18 protein-coding genes and 1 pseudogene are annotated in these 19,757 nt (G+C 45.1%); 6 read left to right on the top strand and 13 right to left on the bottom strand.

All coding sequences use genetic code 11. The annotated features are described in order from the left end of the window. The first annotated feature begins 127 nt into the window (after positions 1 to 127). The gene (locus ACFQ3J_RS14315; protein WP_285850043.1) at positions 128 to 1,051 is read left to right on the top strand and encodes a proline dehydrogenase family protein; all 924 of its coding nucleotides are present in this window, start codon (positions 128 to 130) and stop codon (positions 1,049 to 1,051) included. 651 nt (positions 1,052 to 1,702) lie between these two features. Here ACFQ3J_RS14315 and ACFQ3J_RS14320 read toward each other — a convergent pair. Beyond that, positions 1,703 to 2,659, bottom strand: coding sequence for a DUF4367 domain-containing protein (locus tag ACFQ3J_RS14320; protein WP_251582283.1), 957 nt, complete (start codon positions 2,657 to 2,659; stop codon positions 1,703 to 1,705). Next, a complete protein-coding gene (locus tag ACFQ3J_RS14325; protein ID WP_311286624.1) occupies positions 2,641 to 3,234 on the bottom strand; it encodes an RNA polymerase sigma factor in 594 nt (197 codons plus the stop codon). Before ACFQ3J_RS14325 ends, ACFQ3J_RS14320 begins: the two co-directional genes overlap by 19 nt. 532 nt (positions 3,235 to 3,766) lie before the next feature. On the opposite strand from ACFQ3J_RS14325, the gene ACFQ3J_RS14330 reads away from it, so the two are divergent. Beyond that, positions 3,767 to 4,078 (top strand): hypothetical protein, encoded by a 312-nt coding sequence (locus tag ACFQ3J_RS14330; RefSeq protein ID WP_251582285.1) that lies wholly within the window; start codon positions 3,767 to 3,769, stop codon positions 4,076 to 4,078. Positions 4,079 to 4,252: 174 nt separating this feature from the next. On the opposite strand, the gene ACFQ3J_RS14335 is transcribed toward ACFQ3J_RS14330, so the two are convergent. The 3 genes from ACFQ3J_RS14335 to ACFQ3J_RS14345 are packed head-to-tail and all read right to left on the bottom strand — an operon-like array spanning position 4,253 to position 4,911. Beyond that, a complete protein-coding gene (locus ACFQ3J_RS14335) occupies positions 4,253 to 4,456 on the bottom strand; it encodes an Abi family protein (protein ID WP_379293057.1) in 204 nt (67 codons plus the stop codon). A gap of 4 nt (positions 4,457 to 4,460) precedes the next feature. Continuing rightward, complete coding sequence (locus tag ACFQ3J_RS14340) at positions 4,461 to 4,634, bottom strand: Abi family protein (RefSeq protein WP_379293336.1); 174 nt, start codon at positions 4,632 to 4,634, stop codon at positions 4,461 to 4,463. Positions 4,635 to 4,638: 4 nt separating this feature from the next. Beyond that, the gene (locus ACFQ3J_RS14345; protein WP_379293338.1) at positions 4,639 to 4,911 is read right to left on the bottom strand and encodes an Abi family protein; all 273 of its coding nucleotides are present in this window, start codon (positions 4,909 to 4,911) and stop codon (positions 4,639 to 4,641) included. 378 nt (positions 4,912 to 5,289) lie between these two features. Between ACFQ3J_RS14345 and ACFQ3J_RS14350 the strand changes: the two genes are divergently transcribed. Continuing rightward, a complete protein-coding gene (locus tag ACFQ3J_RS14350; protein WP_251582287.1) occupies positions 5,290 to 6,411 on the top strand; it encodes an AbrB family transcriptional regulator in 1,122 nt (373 codons plus the stop codon). Here the strand turns inward: ACFQ3J_RS14350 and ACFQ3J_RS14355 are convergent. Genes ACFQ3J_RS14355 through ACFQ3J_RS14365 form a run of 3 tightly spaced genes read right to left on the bottom strand, consistent with a single transcriptional unit; the run spans position 6,388 to position 9,040 of the window. Continuing rightward, positions 6,388 to 7,419 carry a 5-oxoprolinase subunit C family protein gene (locus tag ACFQ3J_RS14355; RefSeq protein WP_251582290.1) on the bottom strand — a complete coding sequence of 344 codons (1,032 nt, stop codon included), beginning with the start codon at positions 7,417 to 7,419 and terminating at the stop codon, positions 6,388 to 6,390. The genes ACFQ3J_RS14350 and ACFQ3J_RS14355 overlap by 24 nt on opposite strands. Further along, positions 7,416 to 8,255 (bottom strand): 5-oxoprolinase subunit PxpB, encoded by an 840-nt coding sequence (gene pxpB, locus ACFQ3J_RS14360; RefSeq protein ID WP_251582292.1) that lies wholly within the window; start codon positions 8,253 to 8,255, stop codon positions 7,416 to 7,418. Before pxpB ends, ACFQ3J_RS14355 begins: the two co-directional genes overlap by 4 nt. Further along, positions 8,252 to 9,040, bottom strand: coding sequence for a LamB/YcsF family protein (locus tag ACFQ3J_RS14365; protein ID WP_251582295.1), 789 nt, complete (start codon positions 9,038 to 9,040; stop codon positions 8,252 to 8,254). The genes pxpB and ACFQ3J_RS14365 overlap by 4 nt, the downstream gene beginning before the upstream one ends. 161 nt (positions 9,041 to 9,201) lie before the next feature. Here ACFQ3J_RS14365 and ACFQ3J_RS14370 point away from each other — a divergent pair. Then, positions 9,202 to 10,427: pseudogene (locus ACFQ3J_RS14370) on the top strand (aminopeptidase). A gap of 232 nt (positions 10,428 to 10,659) precedes the next feature. Here the strand turns inward: ACFQ3J_RS14370 and ACFQ3J_RS14375 are convergent. Further along, positions 10,660 to 11,667, bottom strand: coding sequence for a DUF1835 domain-containing protein (locus ACFQ3J_RS14375; RefSeq protein ID WP_251582300.1), 1,008 nt, complete (start codon positions 11,665 to 11,667; stop codon positions 10,660 to 10,662). A gap of 116 nt (positions 11,668 to 11,783) precedes the next feature. Beyond that, positions 11,784 to 13,403, bottom strand: a complete 1,620-nt coding sequence (locus tag ACFQ3J_RS14380; RefSeq protein WP_251582301.1) for a PucR family transcriptional regulator — start codon at positions 13,401 to 13,403, stop codon at positions 11,784 to 11,786. Positions 13,404 to 13,682: 279 nt separating this feature from the next. Between ACFQ3J_RS14380 and ald the strand changes: the two genes are divergently transcribed. Beyond that, a complete protein-coding gene (ald, locus tag ACFQ3J_RS14385; protein WP_251582303.1) occupies positions 13,683 to 14,810 on the top strand; it encodes an alanine dehydrogenase in 1,128 nt (375 codons plus the stop codon). A 115-nt stretch (positions 14,811 to 14,925) separates the two neighbouring features. On the opposite strand, the gene ACFQ3J_RS14390 is transcribed toward ald, so the two are convergent. After that, the gene (locus ACFQ3J_RS14390) at positions 14,926 to 16,134 is read right to left on the bottom strand and encodes an MFS transporter (RefSeq protein ID WP_091153530.1); all 1,209 of its coding nucleotides are present in this window, start codon (positions 16,132 to 16,134) and stop codon (positions 14,926 to 14,928) included. Between the two features lie 214 nt (positions 16,135 to 16,348). Between ACFQ3J_RS14390 and ACFQ3J_RS14395 the strand changes: the two genes are divergently transcribed. Then, complete coding sequence (locus ACFQ3J_RS14395) at positions 16,349 to 17,206, top strand: helix-turn-helix transcriptional regulator (RefSeq protein ID WP_251582306.1); 858 nt, start codon at positions 16,349 to 16,351, stop codon at positions 17,204 to 17,206. 57 nt (positions 17,207 to 17,263) lie between these two features. On the opposite strand, the gene ACFQ3J_RS14400 is transcribed toward ACFQ3J_RS14395, so the two are convergent. After that, the gene (locus ACFQ3J_RS14400) at positions 17,264 to 18,490 is read right to left on the bottom strand and encodes an AGE family epimerase/isomerase (RefSeq protein WP_251582307.1); all 1,227 of its coding nucleotides are present in this window, start codon (positions 18,488 to 18,490) and stop codon (positions 17,264 to 17,266) included. Positions 18,491 to 18,762: 272 nt separating this feature from the next. After that, complete coding sequence (locus ACFQ3J_RS14405) at positions 18,763 to 19,686, bottom strand: PD-(D/E)XK nuclease family protein (RefSeq protein ID WP_251582309.1); 924 nt, start codon at positions 19,684 to 19,686, stop codon at positions 18,763 to 18,765. Positions 19,687 to 19,757: the final 71 nt, after the last annotated feature.

Raw genomic sequence — 19,757 nt, forward strand, 5'->3', positions numbered from 1 at the left:
AATTGGACGACAAGATTGAACAAGCCGTGTTCTCACTTGCGAGAATACGGCTTATTTTCCGTATAGGATTGTTATTTAACCTCCCTTCTCTCCATACATATGAAAGGAGAGAAGGGAGATATCGCCCATGATAACCATGAACGAGCTGTATCGAAAAACGTTACTTACGATCGCCGGCAATAGAAGGGTTGAACGGCTTACCATAAAATACGGACAATCGCTCGCAAGACGATTTATTGCTAGTGAGCATTTGAATGGGGCTCTTGCGGAAGTACAGAAACTCAATGAGATTGGAATCATGGCTACTCTGGATCATCTTGGTGAGGGCATCAAGGAGCTGGATCAGGCGACGGTCTACCGCGATGAGTACCTTCGTCTAATCGAAGGGATATCTAAGGCGAAAGTCAAATCCAACGTATCTTTGAAACCAACCCAGATGGGGCTCGCCCTTGATCCGGAAGCATGCTACCAGAATATTCGGGCCGTCGCTCGCGAGGCCAAGTATCATCGTAATTTTGTCAGAATCGATATGGAGGATTCTCCGTACACCGAAGCCACTCTTCGGATGGTGAAAAGGCTTCACCAAGCGGGACTCACCAACGTCGGCACTGTCGTGCAGGCTTATCTATTTCGCACAGAACAAGATGTACTGGATTGTATCCAGAATCATATTTCACTACGTCTGGTGAAAGGTGCATACAAGGAAGATGCTTCGATTGCTTATCAGAATGCAAAGGATGTACGCCACCAGTTTGAGCGCATCATTCAGTTACATTTGGATCAGGACGTTTATACGGCAATTGCTTCGCATGATGATCGGATCATTCAATTTACAAAGAGATATGCAGAGGAGCATGGAATTTCCAAGGAAAAATTTGAGTTCCAGATGCTCTACGGGCTGAGGATGCAGGAGCAAGAACGGCTTGCTGCCGAAGGTTACCGGGTGAGATGCTATGTGCCATATGGGACAATGTGGTACCCGTATTATACGAGGAGGCTTGCGGAGAAGCCGGGCAACTTAATGCTGGTGTTGAAGAATATGGTCAGGTGAGAATAATTGCGAAAACCTTATATTTTGCTGGCCATGGAGGGCTCTGTAGATGGAAAGATAAGTTCAGCTGATTGTGGGGCTTCGTAGAGGGAAAGATCATGCCGCTGGCCGTGGGGGGCTCTATAAGCGAATGTTCGTCCGATCGTTCTTGGATAGGAAAGCTTTTAAATTTATCTATGCGGTATTCTTTCCAATCCAAATACGAACGCTGGCGCTTCTACCGAATCATTTCGCTTACTGAGCCTTTTGGCCAGCATTTGAGGGCCCTTCCCCTATTCTTCTCTTGGGGGAAGGGCTCGTTAGGTGTCCGATGGTCTTTCTTCATCGGACTCTTTGAGCTGATTGTGGCGCTTCGTAGAATGGAAGATTAGTGAGGGGCTCTATAGATGCACAGATAAGTTCAGCTGGTCGTGGGGGCTCTATAAGCGAATGTTCGTCCGATCGTTCTTGGATTGGAAAGCTTTTAAATTTATCTATGCAGTATTCTTTCCAATCCAAATACGAACGCTATCGCTTCTACCGAATCATTTCGCTTACCGAGCCTGGGGCCAGCATACTGTTGCACCCTTCCCCAATTCTTCTCTCGTGGAAGGGCTCATTAGATGTCCGATGGTCTTACTTCATCGGACTCTTTCTTTATAGATGACTGGGTTAATTAATTACACTCTCTGCAATTTTAATTAAGTCTTCCTTTTTAATAAGTTCCCTTGAGTTATCTGCCAAGAAGAATGCAGTTGATGTTGATTCATCATACCAAGCTAATTTAGTGTTATAATTTTCTTGGTCTCCAGTGATGAATAGAGCTTCTTGATCTCCAATAATTATTTTTTGACTTACAGATGCCTCAGACTTACTTAAGCTAATTTTCTCGCCATAGCTTGCTATTAAGACAAGTGTAATGCTACCTTCCAAATCTGAGAAATACATGTGTATTCCGTCCGACTCATTCCACTCAATGTTTTTGGTAGCTAATTGATTATCGCCTAGACTTTTTGCTAACAGGGTAAGTTCGGATAAAATCTCATTGTATTCTGAATTTACTCCATCTCCTGCTAGAGGAATTCTCGGCACTATCTTACCGTGATCGAATTCATATCCACCTGGTAAAACCGTAGGAGCTTTTAAAGATGGTGAACTATATTTCATAGAGTCTTCCATTAGTTGGTCCATGTCATAATATTCTTTAGGATTGTACTCAAAAAGAACTTTGTCAGAACCCCTCTCTGTCTTAAAATCACTGTTATCAGCATAATATGCGATTACTTGACCTTCCTTCGCATGAGGTTTTGAGCTCGCCGCTACTGAATTTTGAGTTATAATTGCTTCACTATTTTGTTCAATTGTGAAAGTATCGACTACTACTTTTCCCTGTTTATTATAAATGGCTGCTATTTCTGTAGCAGCATAAGTTGTTAATGAGACGAAACAAAGACAGAAGATTAACATTACGGGCACACTCCTAAATTTTTTAAATCCAGGTATAACCGTAGTATCTCGAGCATTTTCGATTCTCATCATAACTTTATCTGTAACAGATATTGGTTTGTAATCATCGTCGAGCTTACTGTATCTCTTCAAGTTCTCGTTTTCTACATCGTGAATACGCATTGCTCATCTTCCTTTCTACTTTTTGTATATTCTATTTTTATTTTTTCTTTGATTCGACTAATCTTCTTTCGAATGGCTTCTGGACTCTTCCCAATAATTTCAGCGATTTCTTGATAGTTTTTTTCATGGAACACATGCAAGATCATTAAATTTCTCTCTTCATCTCTTAATACTTTGAAGAATATTTCTTCCAAATGAGGTGAAAAGACGCCTGTATCAAAATTTTCAAGATACTTATTGCTTGAATCTAGTTTTAGTATGGAGTCTAGCTTTGAGTTTAATTTCCTTTTTCTTAGTATATTCATGCAATGATTGTAAGCTATTTTATATATCCAAGAATTAAAACTGATCTTAGGGGTATAAGAAGGTATGGCTTTATATGTCTTTAAGAAAATTTCTTGAATAGCATCTTCCGCATCTTGTTCACTATTAAGGATTCGACTGCAATAAATATAAATTTGTTGCTGATAATGTTCTACGATATATCTGAACCTTTCTATTTCCCCATCTTTTACTGCAGCTACACACTCCTCAACAGCTTCTATTGTTCTCCTCTCCTTCCTTGGTGCGTTTATCTATATAACAATTCAGATCATTAATACCGGACACATTTAATAAACTAAATTATAATAATTATAAAAGACTCAAAGTGACACGATGATTCGGACATCAATCAAATAAACTAATCACTTTCATCATCTTCAACGATTAGACCTCTACATCATTTAATCAAGTTGTTAGCTGAATCAATTATCACACGCTGGCGGGAATGCGGATACGGGGGCTCTGTATGCGAATGTTCGTCCAACCCTTCTTGGTTTGGAAAGCTGTTTGAATTTGTCTATGCGGTATCTTTTCCAATCCAAGCGCTGTCGCTTCTACCGAATCATTTCTCTTACTGAGCCTGTGGGCCACTATTCAAAAACCCTTTTCAGAGTGCTGCATCTGAAAAAAGAAAAAGCACCTTACAATGACGTCATATCATTAAGCACCAATTCTTTTCAGTATGAAAGCGTTGATCATATGGATCAGTTGGCAGAACAGAACTAATTATAATCGGGACACCTACTAAAAGCTTTATCGATAGAGACCATAAGATTACTTATTATGGAGATGGGGAAGTTCAGGACTTCTACACTTTCCCGCAAGATCAAAAAACGATATCAATCATTGAACTCGTTGGATGGAGAAACCAAATTAATCGTTGACGGTTATGTAGAACTTCAAAAAGGAGATCAAAGCGTCATTTTCTTAGGGAAAAATACATTTGAGGATTACGCTATTATAAATAGAAGTCTAGGCAAGTACAGTCTGAATCATCCAGAGGTATCAATCAGTAGAATGTCTGAGGAGTCTACACGACAGTCAGAAGAAGATGAGACAGATAAATATAAGAACTACCGCGAAGAAGTATTCTAAAAATATAATATTGAATAATCTGTCAACAACAAAAAACGCTGGTTCAACATCCCCTAAATATCATATCTACAGTTTTGTCTCGTCTACTTTCTTTTTCTATGTTGATCTATAAGTAAAGAATGCCAAGTTTCTGGAAAACCCATCAGTCCTATATCTACGACATCCTTATATTGGTCAATTAGACTTTGCGTTTGTCCAAAAGCTTCGATCAGTGACTAAATACTTTGAATTGTAAATGATACCAAAGATTAAATTTTTTCTGAGCTCAACGATTTCATCCTTATGATACTTTATGTTTTTAATTTTATAATTGAACAATCTACTATAATGAGCACAGCGATTTCTTACAATAGTCAGTACTTCTAACCAATTCTTCAAATCTTTATAATGAACTTCTTCGTAATAAGTATTTTTGATCTACTGTTGGCATGTTGTTGTAGAGTTTCGAGATCATTCCAAAACTCATAATTCCTATTACTACCCAGATGGGGTATTTAGCATCATATTTGTCACGATAGTGAGCTATAGCTCCTAAGTTACCATATTCAAGTGCAATACGGTTAGATTTGAGTTCGAAATGATATCTCTATATATTCTATAATTTCCATTAATAGATTCCGGAATTTAGTGTCAAACTGATAATGGTCGTAAATTATACCGAAGGTTATACCTGTGAAGAATTTATCATTTTGTTTGAAGGTAAGGATGTAGGCAGTAAATCTGAGTAGTTGACTCTTTGCAGGATCTAACGCTCGTTCCTCATCTTCAACGATTAATCCTCTTTGAATCAGTATGTCTAGTTGTTCATGGAAGGTGGTTGGTCTTTTTAGAATTCTTCTTCCTCAAACAAATAAAAATCCCCCATATATAAAAATGTCTCCCCCTGTTCCACTTGCCGAAGCAACGTGCGGGGGAGATCTCTTATTTCAAGTTTACCCTGAACAAAGCTTATAGCCAATTTGTAGTAGTCTAAAATGTAATTATTTTTTTGTAACTTAAATATTCATCAACCTCAAAAAACACTTCAGTTCTAACCAAAACATCCTGATTACCAAGCTCCTTATTATGATCTGAAGCTAGCATAAATGTATGATTAAATTTATTAATCACTTTCATAATGTAAGCAAAGAGTAGTATGCTTAACAGGATGATATACATACGAGAACGACATATGCTCCATGAATCCAATACAGAACAGGATGATCCTCGTTATGCCCGACATATTACGTAAAAACAAAGCAGCGCGCCTTAGCTTAACTCTGCTCACTGCCATACTCGGTGGCTGGGTGTTTGATCTTCTTCACATTCCACTCTCCTGGCTGCTCGGTCCTATGGTATTTGTGCTGATCGGCTCTACTAAATGGAGAATTCATTTTGAGTGGAACGTCTCTCTGCGAAATACAGGCATGATCATTGTTGCGTATACGATGGGCTTGTCCTTCACTCTCTCTGCTCTCAAGGAAATTACACGGCATCTGCCGACCATGCTGCTTATGACTGTACTATTGCTCCTGCTGTGCGCCGGCATGTCCGTCATTTTGTCCCGGCTGATGCGAACGGATTTCCTGACGATGCTGATGGGCAGTATCCCTGGCGGCTTGAGCCAGGTCGTAACCCTCGCCGAGGAAACCAAAGGAGTGAATGTAACGATCGTCACCGTCATGCAGGTCATTCGTTTAATGACCATCATCATATCCGTTCCTGCCCTGCTCTTCAGCCCCATCGTCGGTCAGACTCATGAGCGTTCAGGTGCCGGAATTACTGAAGCAGCCACCGCGATGATCGGCAGCGATCAAAGTATGATTTTGAATTATGTGCTGTATGCTGTGGTCTGTATTCTGAGCGCGTGGGCAGCCAAGCAATTGAAATTTCCAACTGCCCCGCTCCTCGGACCAATGATGGGTACAGCATTGCTGCAAATGACGGGAATAGTTGGTCCAATTCTTCCTACTTCCGTCCTCAATGGGGCTCAGGTGCTCATTGGTGCATATCTCGGACTGCTGCTTAAGCCTGGACAATTTACACAAAGGTTTAAAATCTTATCCCTCTCGATCACTTCAAGTCTGCTGCTCGTCGCCGGCGCGGGTATACTGAGTTACTTGTTGTCTGTGTTTGGTTCGGTCAGTCTTCCAACCGCGCTGTTAAGCCTGGCTCCAGGAGGAATGGATCAGATGAGTATTATGGCGCACGAGATCGGTGCAGATCTATCCATTGTTGCTGTCTATCAGCTGTTCCGCCTGCTCTTTATATTTTTTGCGGTTCCGCCTATGCTGAGAATGGTAATAAACTATGTACAGAAAAAGAACCAGCTAGTGGCCGAGGAACGCTTTTAATTTGATAGAATGCCTAAGCTGGTTCATCTGTGTTTCCTTCATTATTAGAAGCCTCTCCGCTTCCTGCACGCTGATGAGGTGAAAGGACAGCTGAGCACCTGGAGGAAGCTGTGCAAGGAGTGCGAGATCCGCACTTGCGACATGGGCTATTCTAGGGTATCCTCCTGTCGTCTGTCGGTCAGCCAGCAGAAGAATAGGTTCTCCACTGGGCGGCAGCTGAATGGTCCCATCGGTTACCCCCTCGGAGAGAAGCTCAATCTCACCTGTAAGTTCTAAGGGACCCTCCGTTCCACGGAGCCGATATCCCATCCGATCTGAGCTTGGCTCGATCCGATATTTCTGGTATACAAAACTTTGTTGACCACGTGCTGTCATCCATGAAAAATGACTTCCCTCCATGACCCTGATGACATTCTCTCTGGGATAGAACCCAGACGGATCAACGTACCAGGCTGTAGTTACATACCCAATATGCTTGACCCGCCTTTCTTCAGCAATCCTCTGTTCGAGTAAACGGCTGCATTCTCCGGGTTTAAGAACAGACAGAACGTCTCCCGCTTGCAGCATCCTGCCCGAATAACCTCCCAGCTCACTTCTTATATAAGTACTCCGGCTTCCCATCAGAACGGGAACATCGATCCCTCCAGCAAATGCAATATAGGCTCTGCATCCCCTTTTGCTGGAATAATCAGGTCCTCTGAATTTGATCCTGCTTCCTTCGTTTACAATAACTGGCCTCCACATTGGCAACGGCATGTCGTCTATAACGGGTCTTAGATTCCCACCACAAACCGCTATTAGGCCTGTGTGCTCCATCCTAAATTCAGCTCCAGATAAAGTCACCTCAAGCACTGCGTCTGCCTCTTCATTACCTACGAGCATATTTGCGATTCTGACCGCATCCTTGTCCATCGCACCCGAGACAGGAACCCCGTATTTCTGATACCCCCATCTACCCAAGTCCTGTATTGTCGTCAGTAGTCCGGGCTTTATCACACGAATACTCACTGTTCACCGCCTCCCTGAAATAGAGAAACACTTCTGATGTTTGCAGATCTGTACTCCTTCTCCGAGATGGGCTGAAATCGCACCCGATCCCCGGCTTGAAGCAAGGAAGGCTCTTTCACCAGCGGATTAAACAACTGCAGCGGTGTTCTGCCAATGATCTGCCATCCCCCAGGTGTAGTCTGTGGGTACACCCCTGTCTGTCCTCCTGCAATCCCGACACTTCCTGCCGGAACCTGCGTGCGAGGCGCGGCTCTTCTTGGTGTGGCGATCCGTTGATTCATCCCGCCAAGATAAGGGAATCCCGGAGAGAATCCTATCATATACACGGTGTACTCCGGAGTGGTATGCTCTCGAATCACATCTTCAGCAGATAGGCCTGTATGACGGGTCACTTCCTCCAAATCGGGTCCCGCTTCTCCTCCGTACCATACGGGAATCGTGATAGATCTTGGCTCTTCGCGCTGAAATTGAGAAGACTTGCCGAGCAGCGCCGTGATGTAACTTCTAACTCGCTGTGATGGGGAAACATACTGCGCACTTCTGTCTAGCCCTTCGTCACATCCGGAACACATTTCAAATGCCCCGCTTACGTCACGCATCACTACAATGGGGTCGTAATGAACTGTAATGCTCGCGTATGCAGGTACACATTCGAGCATCCCAGGAAAAGCCTGCGCCTCCAGCTGGATCAAGCACGAACGCACTTGCACGTGAATCTCAGGATCGATTCGCTGATCAAATTCAATCAGAACGGCAGAGTCACCCATAGAGATTAATTTTGGTATTTTTACTTCCATATGACCCTGATCCTGATTCTCTTTATGGTCCTCATTCATACCCACTCACCCGCTCTTCGCACCTCGATCCCCTGCTGCTTGAAAGCTTCTCTTAATTGCAGAGCATGCTCAATAGCCTCTGGCGTGTCGCCATGAATACATAACGTGTCAGCCTTGATCTTAATCGGTGTTCCTTCCCGTGAAATGACTTCTCCGGATTGAATCATCCTCAGTGCCTGCCGCACACAAGCGGAAGAATCATGAATTACTGCTCCCTTAATATGTCTCGGAGTCAATGTTCCACCTGCTTCATAGGTACGATCAGCAAATACCTCGCTAGCCGTTCTAATACCGACCTCTTCTGCAGTATGAATGGAATGACTTCCTGCCAGACCAAACAGAATCAGCCTCGAATCCACACGATATACAGCTTCGGCAATCGCTCTTGCGATCGGTTCCCGCTCAGCAGCCATATTGTACAGTGCTCCATGAGGCTTCACATGAGACAGCTCTGCTCCCTCTGCCTTAGCAATCGCAATGAGTGCTCCAATCTGGTACAAGGTCATATCGAATACTTCCTGAGGAGTGACGGCCATTTCCCTTCTGCCGAAACCGATGAGATCCGGCAAGCTGGGATGTGCTCCAATCGCAACCCCATGTGCGAGTGCCAGCTGTACAGCTTCTCTCATCTTCCCTGGGTCCCCCGCATGATAGCCACAGGCAATGTTCGCACTCGATATGTATTTCATCATCTGTGCATCGGAGGTCGAAGGATACGCCCCATATCCCTCCCCCAGGTCACAGTTCAGATCAATTTGAAGTTTATGTGCTAAATGGTTACTCATATGCAGCAACAGCCCCCTGATCATAAATCAACTACTTGAACTAACTTCCTACGTATTCTTTCTTCATCATATCATTACTTTCATTTTGATTTCGAGACAATTAGCAGTACACTAGAAGAGATCAATATTTACCAGGCAGGAAATAGGGAGGATATTTCAAAATGGATTTTCAAACTAAACTCAACAATTATGCCGAGCTCCTCGTTAAGGTCGGTGTCAATGTTCAACAAGGACAAACGGTCGTGCTCAATATTTCGATTGATTTTCCTGAGCTTGCTCGTGCAATTGTCAAAAAATCTTATGAAGCCGGTGCGTACAAGGTCAAAGTAAACTGGTCAGATGATGCCGTATCCCGTATTCAATACGACATGGGATCAGAGGAGTCTTTCCTGGATGTTCCTACGCATGCCGCAGCAGAACGGATCGAGCAGGCTGAGAATGGGGCTGCCTTCATTACGATCAAATCGGATGATCCAGATCTGCTAGCCGGTGTTTCTCCGCAAAAGATCATCAATGCCAACAAAACAGCGAGCAATGCCCTTACCAGATTCCGCCAGCTGACTCAATCCTTCAAGGTAAGCTGGACACTTGGCTCGGCTCCATCTGCAGGATGGGCAACCAAGGTGTTCCCTGATGTGCCTGAGGAAGAAGCTGTGGCGAAGCTCTGGGACGCCATCTTCCAAATGGTTCGTGCAGATCAGCCCGAATTGCCGCTTGGGAGAAGCATGTGGCTACCCTGAAGGAGAAATCCAGCTATCTGAACAGCAAGCAGTACAAGCAGCTTCATTTTATTGGTCCGGGAACGGATCTTAAGCTCGATCTGCCTGAGAACCACGTATGGCTTGGCGGCAACAAGGAGAATGAAAAAGGCGTTTGGTTCGTACCGAACCTGCCGACAGAAGAGGTATACTCTGCTCCGTTCCGTACAGGAGTGAATGGAACCGTATCCAGCACGAAGCCGCTCAGCTACAGTGGTAATATCATTGATAATTTCACGTTCACGTTTGAGAACGGACGCGTAACCAAGGTTACAGCAGAGAAAGGCGAAGAAACCTTGAAAGGTCTTGTCGGAATGGACGACGGCTCCCACTATCTAGGAGAAGTGGCACTCGTTCCACATCATTCACCAATTTCCGATTCCAACATCCTGTTCTATAAGACCCTGTTCGATGAGAATGCCAGCTGTCACCTAGCCATCGGCAGTGCTTACTCTGCTTGTGTTGAAGGCGGCACAGAGCTCTCTCCAGAAGAGCTGCGTGAACGTGGGCTGAACACAAGTGTGGCGCATACCGATTTCATGATCGGTTCCGGTGAGCTCGACATCATTGGAATTACGAAGGATGGCAGGGAAGAGGCAGTCTTCAAGCAGGGGAACTGGGCATTCTAAATAAAATGCTATGATGCTGCTCTTCAGGAAGCTATAAACAAAACGCAGTATGAAAAGATAGAGTATATATAGATGAGAAAGACCCGATTCACAGCTAGCTTGTGAATCGGGTCTTGCTATTTCAGGGAGTAATTTTAACAAAGCGAGATCATAAGTGATGCTGCATTCAGAACGGAAAATTAGCTCGGAATCAGAACAGCGGGGCTCGTTCGGATTCTCGAACAGCGACTTCTTATTCCAGCTTCACAATTGACTCGTTTTCTCTATCCCAGCCCCATTTGACCGGACCGTGAAGAGGAATCCCTCCATACCATAGCTCTTCTGTTAAGTCTGGCATATAATGAACGGCTCCGTTAAGCACCTTCTCGCCTTGCTCTGTCAGTGTTAATACCGCCTCTTTAAATGCTTCGGGGGTGAACTGATAATCCGGAAAGCGATCACTTCCTGCCAGATGCAGCACAGGAGCCGAACCAGCGGCCATTCGTTTGAGAATCGACCAAAATTCGAGATCACCCATACCAAGTAGATGCAGCTTGTCTCCGCATTCCCTGAACAGGGAATGCGGTCCTCTCAGGCCTCTCTTCAAGGCAGCAAGCACTTCCTGCTCGACACAGCCAAGACCATCTTGAAGCGAAGGGAGTCTTGATAGATGAGCAGTAAAGGCTTTTTTGGCAAATGGAAGAATCACTGCCTCCGCTTCGGTCTTCTCCAGCATCTTCGCAAGCTCACCCGGATGAGACGATATATAGGCCCGCCACCACGCACTTCCCAGCTCAAGCTCATCACGGCTTAGCAGATGCCATTTCCCGGATAATGCTTGGAGCTCGGGTGGAGATAATTGCCCCAGTCCCCGAAACCGTTCAATTCCAGGATAAGATCCAATGCTGAGCAAATTCAGCTTAACAACACGGCCTATATCCTTCTGAGCAAACCAGTGGAGCAGATAGGCGAGCATCGTCTGGTCAAACAAATCATGCTCGAACCACAGCACGACCTCATCAAATGCAGAGAGCCTCTTCAGCACAAGTTCCTGACGGTGACACTGTGCCATGTACTCTCCTGCCGGAATACCAAGGAGGCGTTCCAGGGCCTCTGCCCGCAGAGAGGAATTCACTTCATTCTCCATATCCTCAAATAAGGGCCCGCAGGAATAGATTTCGCGCCACACCAGGATTTCACCTTGTATTCCTGCTCGTTTCAATTTATCTGCAACGATGTCACCGTTCACAATATGCAGCATTTGGGTTCCTCCATCATATAAGTTGTGAATGACGTACGTGAAATTCGCTACCGGAAGCCGTGACTTCAGCTTGGCTCGAGCATCAAACAGCCTCTTTTTAAGGACCTTTCACTTCCCTATCGGCTGTGCTGAAGCATATCATGGGCGAGCAATGCCATTTCGATTGACGTTCGACGGTGCGGCAGCAGCCAGTCCTCTCCCAGAATCTCCTCCAGCTTATCAAGCCTGTTGTACAAGGTTTGTCTATGAATATATAGAGATTTGGCGGTCTCCAGCTTGGAGCCGAAGGCGTTCATATATGCCTTGAGCGTTGACAGAAGCTGAAGCTCATGCTTCTCATCATACTGAATCAATGTTCCTAAGTGGTCCTGTACAAAGGACTTCAGGAACTCGTTCGGAGCAGCCTTTAACAATTGATAGACCCCAAGCTTGTCATAAAATAAACAATGGTTCATCTGAGGCACACTCCGGCTGACCTCAATCACCTGATAGGCCTCCTCAAAGCAGCGTGAGGATTCAATCATCTTGCTTCTGCTTTTGCCAAAACCGGCATGAATTATCACACCTTCAAGCTGCTGGGTAGCAAAACGGCTGATATCCTCTGTAATCGTCTGCAGTGTAAGCATTAGATTGCGCTCCGTATCCTTCGTGATGGACTCTTTTGCACAGAGCACATGAATTTGGTTCAATTTCATCATCACCAGATGAGGCACATTATTTTTCTTCAGCAGCGAACGCAGCAATACCATAATATCCTGATGACCCGCTTCCTTTCGCTCCTCCGCTACGTTCTTAGAACGATGCTCAATTTCCATCACACCGCCTATAAATAGATATTGACCTTTCACCAGCAGCCGCAGCCCCATGCTCGTCTGCGCCTGTTCTTCATTATGAATCCGGTTGCTGAGCAGATCCTGCAGGATACCGTTCTGATTGCGGAGCATTTTGTCTTCAAGAAACTGTGTCCGCAGAAGCAGCGTAGCTACTGCTTTTACTGTGTAATCCAGGAGAAGGGATATCGCTTCCGTCGGCTGTTCTCTGGTTACGATGCCAACGCCCGAGAACACCTGCCCAAAAATGACGACAGGCTGGAACAATACCGTTGTGCCTTCATCTAATTCAGCTTGAATGTTGGATTCCTGACTCCCCAGGTTCCTATGCTCTACTTCACGGGAGTACAGCTCTGATATTGAAGCTGCTGCTTCCGGTTCAATACTGGGGTAAAACTGGTTATGCTCAAGTGAAGAGATATACGCAACCTGCTGGGATGAATATTCATGGAGCAGACGGAGAATGCTGGACACATCCGTGCTTTGGAGCGTCAGCTGCTGAATTTTGCGAGAATAATTCTCCAAATCCTTTAGGAGCTGATGCTGACGGTTAATAATATAAGAGTGAATATCCTGTGTAATCTCCACGAACCGGACGGGTCTGTCAAATACGATAATGGGAAATCCATGCTCATCGGCCAATTTAAGAATATCCGCAGGAATATGATCAATACTTGTTCCGAATTCGACACACAGTCCTGCCGCCTCGCTCTGGATGAGCTGAAGAAGATACTCCTTCCGCTCCTGCTCAAATTTGAGCCATAGGCCAGTGGAGAGGATGAGATCTCCTCTGCTCAAGTAAGGTGAAATCTTGGTTATTTCCAGAACATGAACCCAGCCCACCTGACGATGGAGCCCCTTCTCGCCTGCAGCAATATGCGCTCTTTTGAAGATGGGTCTGTTCATGACCTCTTTTATTGTAAGAGATTGAGGATTTTTCAGAAAAAATCACCACCATGTCAATTTTACTTACATTAATAACAGGAATGAAAACCATGACACTCGACTATTATGACATAAAGTTATGCAAAAGGGTTGATTTGTAGACAAAAAGTAAGATGCATTTTGCTATTATCCAACATAGAATTGTAGTATAGCTGACATTAAATTATATATAAAACTTTGAATCTATCAGCATTGTAGAGTTTAAAACATCAAATTTACTCTAATTACGAGGTGATTCGCATGATCATTGGTGTACCAAAAGAAATCAAAAACAATGAAAACCGGGTAGCTCTCACACCCGCAGGAGCAGCAGAATTCGTTCGCAAGGGGCATCAGGTTTACGTGGAATCCGGAGCCGGTAATGGCAGCAACTTCACGGATGCTGAATATGCTGCAGCAGGAGCTGAGCTGACGGACGTTGCCTCTGTATGGAATAAAACGGATATGGTGATGAAGGTCAAAGAGCCACTGTCCAGTGAATACGGATATTTCAGAAAAGGCCTCATCCTGTTTACGTATCTTCACCTCGCGGCCGAGCCTGAGCTTACCAAAGCTCTCGTGGACAGCGGAGTCATTGCTATCGCTTATGAGACGATCACGGTAAACGGAGCTCTGCCTTTACTGACACCTATGAGCGAAGTCGCTGGCCGAATGGCTGCCCAGATCGGTGCTCAGCTGCTGGAGAAGAACAAAGGTGGTAAAGGGATTCTGCTATCCGGAGTTCCGGGTGTAAGCCGTGGAAAGGTTACGATCATCGGCGGTGGAATTGTAGGTACGAATGCAGCCAAAATAGCGGTAGGTCTCGGTGCAGATGTGACGCTCATCGACCTTAGCGTAAATCGCCTCCGCCAGCTGGACGACATCTTCGGCAGCAGCATCCATACCCTTGTGTCCACACCTGCAAATATCGCTGAAGCGGTCGCAGCTTCTGATCTGTTGATCTGCGCCGTGTTGATTCCGGGTGCCAAGGCTCCTCGTCTCGTAACGGAAGACATGGTCAAGAATATGAGCCCTGGCTCGGTTATCGTCGATGTTGCCATTGACCAGGGTGGAATTGTGGAGACGATTGATCATATCACGACCCATGACAACCCAACTTACGTGAAGCACGGCGTAGTCCATTATGCTGTAGCCAACATGCCTGGCGCAGTGCCGCGTACTTCTACACTGGCTCTCACGAATGCAACCTTGCCTTACGCCTTGAAGCTGGCTGATCTTGGTGCACTTCAAGCCATTAAGCTGGATAAGGCCATTCTAACAGGTCTGAATGTATACAAAGGTCAGGTAACCTATGAAGCCGTAGCGAGAGATCTCGGGTATCCCTTCGTCTCTGCGGAAGAAGCATTAAGAACCGCAGTAACCAACTAATTCCTCTGTAACCCGGCTACATCAATATGCAGCACATAAACTTCTATTGATATAAAAAAAGCAGAGCCTGCATACTTAAACTCAAGAGTATGCTGCTCTGCTTTTTATTAAGAAGTCAGGTACGGATCGGCGCGAGCTCATCCTGCACTTCTATCTTGCGCTTCCGGTCCAGCTGATAGGATAGTGCCGTAATAACAAACGCAACAACTGTAAATGCAAGAGCCAGCCACGGAAGAGCCGTAAGTCCTCTGCTCTGCACGACCAGCCCTCCGATAAAAGACCCCACTGCAATACCTGTATTATTAGCTACTGGCATCAGAGAAGTCGCAAAATCTTTAGCGCGCGGCACATATCTGCGAGCAAGATCAATAAGATACAGCTGAGTTGATGCATTGAGCACATAAGAGACCAGTGCGATCATAATCAGGCTCACTAGGCCGGCAACAGGCACGGAGGCAAGCAATCCGAACAGAACAAACAGTGCAGCCTGAACCATGAAGACGAATCTCAGCTTACCAATGTAATCCCCAGTCGCGACTCTGCCTCCAATATAATTACTTACGATGGTAACCAGGCCATATACGAACAGAATAACGCTAAACCATGCCTTCGGAAGCCCCATGACTTCGCCCATAATCGGTTCGATATACGTATACACTACAAATATGGCAGCCGTCCCGCAGGCAGGAATCAGAAAAGCAAGGATAATTCGGGGATTCCCGAGCAGAACAAACTGCTCTTTGGCGGATACCTTCACAACGGGAATACCTCTTGGAATATATACCGCGTTTAACAACAGCGCTGCAACTCCCAGAATGCTGACGAGAATAAATGCAGCAGGCCAATCAAAAAACTGTCCTACAAAGGTGCCGATCGGAACACCAAAAACATTAGCAATCGTAAAGCCGCCTAAAATGTAAGAGATTGCACGGCCACGGCGCTCAGGGGCCACATAATCACTTGCTACCGATATAGCCAGTGATAAGGACAAGCCGCACAGCATCGCCGTCGCGATTCTTGTCCCCATCAAGAATGCAAATGAACCGGATAATGCACTAAGTATGTTCAAGAATATAATGAGTGTAATCCCCGTTAATATCAGCATCCGCTTGGGGAAGCGACCGAAGATGCTTAGTACAATCGGTGTGCCGACAGCGTAGGCCATGGCAAATCCGGATACTAATATTCCCGCTGCCGTCAGCGTAACGCCAAAATCACGGGCAATGTCTGACAACAGACCGACAATAACATATTCCGTCGTACCGAGGATGAATGCCATCAGTGTAAAAGAAAAAACGAGCCCTTTTTCTTTGGTGTAAGACATGTTTCTCTCCCTCTATCTTTATATAATTTCATTGTGCGATGGATATAATGAAATCCGCCTTTAACAGCATACGAATATTAGAGGGAGTCTACAATTAAACATGTTGCTGGGTTTTGTTCCTTTGTTATATATCTTGCTCTTTTATTTGACATAATTTTAGCTTGACTTTAAGATGTGAACCAGGATTCAGTTGACACAGAAGGAAGGGATATAGGTGAACAAGAACGCTGCGCCACCTGCTGAACAGCTGCTATATGCCGGGAATATGAGTAATAATCCGGACTGGCAGTTTCCAAGCCACAAGCATGAAGACCTGTTTGAAATTCTCGTTATCAAGGAGGGCGAAGGGGACTTCACCATAGGAGAATCAAGCTATCACGCAGTCAAAGGGGACGTGCTCATTTATAACAAAGGCATTCTTCACGCAGAGAAATCTTCCAAAGAGCACCCTGTGTTTATTTGCTACTGCGGCTTCTCTTCTGCTCGCGAATATATTGTCCCGCTCCACGCCCATCCTTTGATTCGTGCTAACAAATACTCGAACGAAATGATCATGCTTATGGAACTGCTGTTTGAGGAATCATCCATGCAGGAGGAGGGACATGAACAAATCGCAGGGCATCTGCTGAGCTCCATTCTGGTGCTTGTGCATCGCATGCTTAAACTGCAGAATTACGCTCAAAGCCTGACCAAAAACAAGCTGGCAACCGAAATTAAAGAATATATTGACGGAAATTACACACAGCCTCTCCGCCTTAAACAGATCGCAGACGAATTCAATATCAGTTCCTACTATCTTGCTCATATCTTCAAGAATACTTACGAGACTTCCCCAATTAATTATATGATTCAGAGACGCATGGGAGAAGCGACCCGGCTGCTGGTTCAGTCTGACATGAAAGTATGGGAAATTGCCAAAATGACCGGATACGAGAATCCCAACTATTTCTCCATTCTGTTCACTAGAGTTGTCGGCATGTCGCCTAAACAATATCGAGAGCATCATAACCAAAGTCTGTCCTATGCCGAGGGCTTGTCGATGAAACCGCATCATAAAAAAACAGATCTCTAGCTCCCGCCAAGATCTGTTCCCATCTAATTGTTATGCTTATTTGTTATGCAAATGATATTAAACTTGAGAGTATGATCGCGTTATGGATTCCAAACGCTCTATCGCCTCCAGACATGCACGGCTGTTGTGGTAAGGACATTTCCATGCGCCGACCTTCTGCTGGCTGAGATTAGGCTCTCCACTTCGGAATACCTGCCAGTGCCATTCCCCGCCTGTACGATCAACAATATAATCCCGGATAAAATTCCAGCTGCGCTGAGCGGCATGCAAGTAACGGGTTTCCTCACTGATCTGATAGGCATTAAGATATCCGACCATCGCTTCTGCCTGCGGCCACCAGTCCTTGCTGTCATCCAGTCTGCCGTCTGCATGAAGCTCATTGTAGATGGCTCCATCTTCATCTGTCCCCTCTTCAAGCGTTGCCACTGCCATCTTAAGCGCAGCAGATCGAACCTGATTCAGAAGCTCACGATCTCCAAGTACTTCTGCTGCTTCCCATAGCAGCCAGCTTCCCTCAATATCATGCCCATATGAGACGTCAGTAGACTGTGAATTCCATTCATCATCAAAGAACAGCTTGAAGTGACCTGATTCCATATTCAGTATTAGCTTCAAATGGACTTCGATAAGCTCTTTGAGCTTCAGACGCAGCCCCTCCGGCTTCCATATCCGATATAGATTCGTATAAGCCTCAAGTACATGCAGATGCGTATTCATGGATTTGCGCTCGTTCAGATCTTTGCCGCTGAGGCTGAGATCGTCTGTCTCGCTCCACTCACGTGATAAGGCTTCAACATAGCCTGTATGTACCGGATCATAAGCATAACGTTCGAGCAGGCGGTAGATTTCTTCTGCCAGCTGCAGCGGTTCATGGTTATCCGTAGCCCGAATATATTCAGCGAGTGCATAGATCACAAACGCCTGACCATATACCTGCTTCTTATCCTCTGATGGTGTCCCGTCCGGATGAATCATCCAATAGAAGCCGCCAAATTCATTATCTACAAAATAGGCCTCTAGCTGTTCAAGCGCACGTTCGGCCATATAAAGATCCTCTTCCTGCCCATATTTGCGATATGCCGCAGCAAATGTCCACAGGATGCGCGCATTAAGCACAAGGGATTTGTCCGCTCCTTCTTCAATCTCTCCATCCGCATTCATCGCTCCGATAAAACCGCCATTCGTATTGTCAATCGTCCGTGCTTTCCAGAAGCCCAGAATATTGTTCTTTAGCTCGGATTCGACCTCTTCCAGCCAGCCTGGCAAGTTTAAGTTCTCACTCATACCTTCGTCCTCCTCGATCCTCTCTCATTGCTGTTCATCTGACGCATTCATATGAATCCATAACAAAAAGATCACCATACCCAAACAAATCAATAACAATATCATTGATATATCATGTTTCTGATTAATTAATACGTAATAACAAATCCATTGATATAATAACATAATAGTTTGACTATATCTCTCTGTAATCTTCGCTAGTTAATATAAAAATAACACCACAGGGGATAAAATACCCCGAGGCGTTATTCTAAACTACTCTATAACTTTTTTTAAACCGCTCTATAACTGCATATTTCTCTGAAATTGCATTCCCCGCACACTCTTTCCGAAGGCATTGGCGTAAAATATCCGATGTCCTTCGGCCGGTTGTAATAATCATCGGCAAGACAGGACTTCATCTCCTCGATCTCTCTGCCTACCTTGGCAATGACCTCATCAATTTCAGCCTGAGATGCTTGGTAGCTCTCACTATTTCCGGTCAGCAGGTACTCCACTCTGAGCTCAATATGCTCATACGGTATATTATAATGGTCGTGAACATAGGCTGCATACAAATACAGTTGATCTGTAAAATCATCCTCCTTACCTGTCTTCCAATCGACAATAACGATGTGCCCCTTCTCATTGCGATACAGCACGTCCATCTTAACGTATACTTTCGTATCGTGCAGAATCATGTGGTCCCATTTCTCGACCTCCATAATATGAGCAATGCCAGACTCAATCTCTTTCCAGGTCCTGCTCTCGAACAGCTTCCCCGCCACTGTCTCCATCCGTGCTTTAATCGAGGTGATCCGGTTCTGCAGCTTGGCATCCTCGTCATAGTACAATTCAGACAGCATGGTATGATACTTGGGATCAAGATGCCATCCATTCATGTCCTTCGACTCCAAATAAGCCTTGTTCAAAAGGTCGCGCATTCGCTTCTGTAAAAATGGTGCCTCCGGCACCGTTCTATTACGTTCCCAGCTTCGGATCACCGATTCACACATTTGATGTGCGAGGTTTCCGAAGATCAAATACAGGCTGCTCAGCTGCTTCAACCGGTAAGTCTGAACCTGATCTGGGTCTGCTGATTCTGGCTTCCACCCGTTATGCGAGCCGTAATAATGGTAATAATATTTACGAAGGCATTCACTAAACATCCCTGCCCGTGAGCCTGAATAAGACCACGGGGGATACATTGTCTTCATAATCCATCAAACGCCTTTCTTTGCAATCTATCATCTCTTTGATGTATTGTATTCTATCATAGCAAGCAACA

The sequence above is a fragment of the Paenibacillus provencensis genome (assembly GCF_042678545.1).
Taxonomy (GTDB): Bacteria; Bacillota; Bacilli; order Paenibacillales; family Paenibacillaceae; genus Paenibacillus; species Paenibacillus provencensis.

Coding starts and splice junctions, on each gene's coding strand:
- ACFQ3J_RS14315 (WP_285850043.1), top strand. CDS start 128: ATGATAACCATGAACGAGCTGTATCGAAAAACGTTACTTACGATCGCC.
- ACFQ3J_RS14320 (WP_251582283.1), bottom strand. CDS start 2,659: ATGCGTATTCACGATGTAGAAAACGAGAACTTGAAGAGATACAGTAAG.
- ACFQ3J_RS14330 (WP_251582285.1), top strand. CDS start 3,767: ATGGAGATGGGGAAGTTCAGGACTTCTACACTTTCCCGCAAGATCAAA.
- ACFQ3J_RS14350 (WP_251582287.1), top strand. CDS start 5,290: ATGCCCGACATATTACGTAAAAACAAAGCAGCGCGCCTTAGCTTAACT.
- pxpB (WP_251582292.1), bottom strand. CDS start 8,255: ATGAATGAGGACCATAAAGAGAATCAGGATCAGGGTCATATGGAAGTA.
- ACFQ3J_RS14365 (WP_251582295.1), bottom strand. CDS start 9,040: ATGAGTAACCATTTAGCACATAAACTTCAAATTGATCTGAACTGTGAC.
- ACFQ3J_RS14375 (WP_251582300.1), bottom strand. CDS start 11,667: ATGCTGCATATTGTGAACGGTGACATCGTTGCAGATAAATTGAAACGA.
- ACFQ3J_RS14380 (WP_251582301.1), bottom strand. CDS start 13,403: ATGAACAGACCCATCTTCAAAAGAGCGCATATTGCTGCAGGCGAGAAG.
- ald (WP_251582303.1), top strand. CDS start 13,683: ATGATCATTGGTGTACCAAAAGAAATCAAAAACAATGAAAACCGGGTA.
- ACFQ3J_RS14390 (WP_091153530.1), bottom strand. CDS start 16,134: ATGTCTTACACCAAAGAAAAAGGGCTCGTTTTTTCTTTTACACTGATG.
- ACFQ3J_RS14400 (WP_251582307.1), bottom strand. CDS start 18,490: ATGAGTGAGAACTTAAACTTGCCAGGCTGGCTGGAAGAGGTCGAATCC.
- ACFQ3J_RS14405 (WP_251582309.1), bottom strand. CDS start 19,686: ATGAAGACAATGTATCCCCCGTGGTCTTATTCAGGCTCACGGGCAGGG.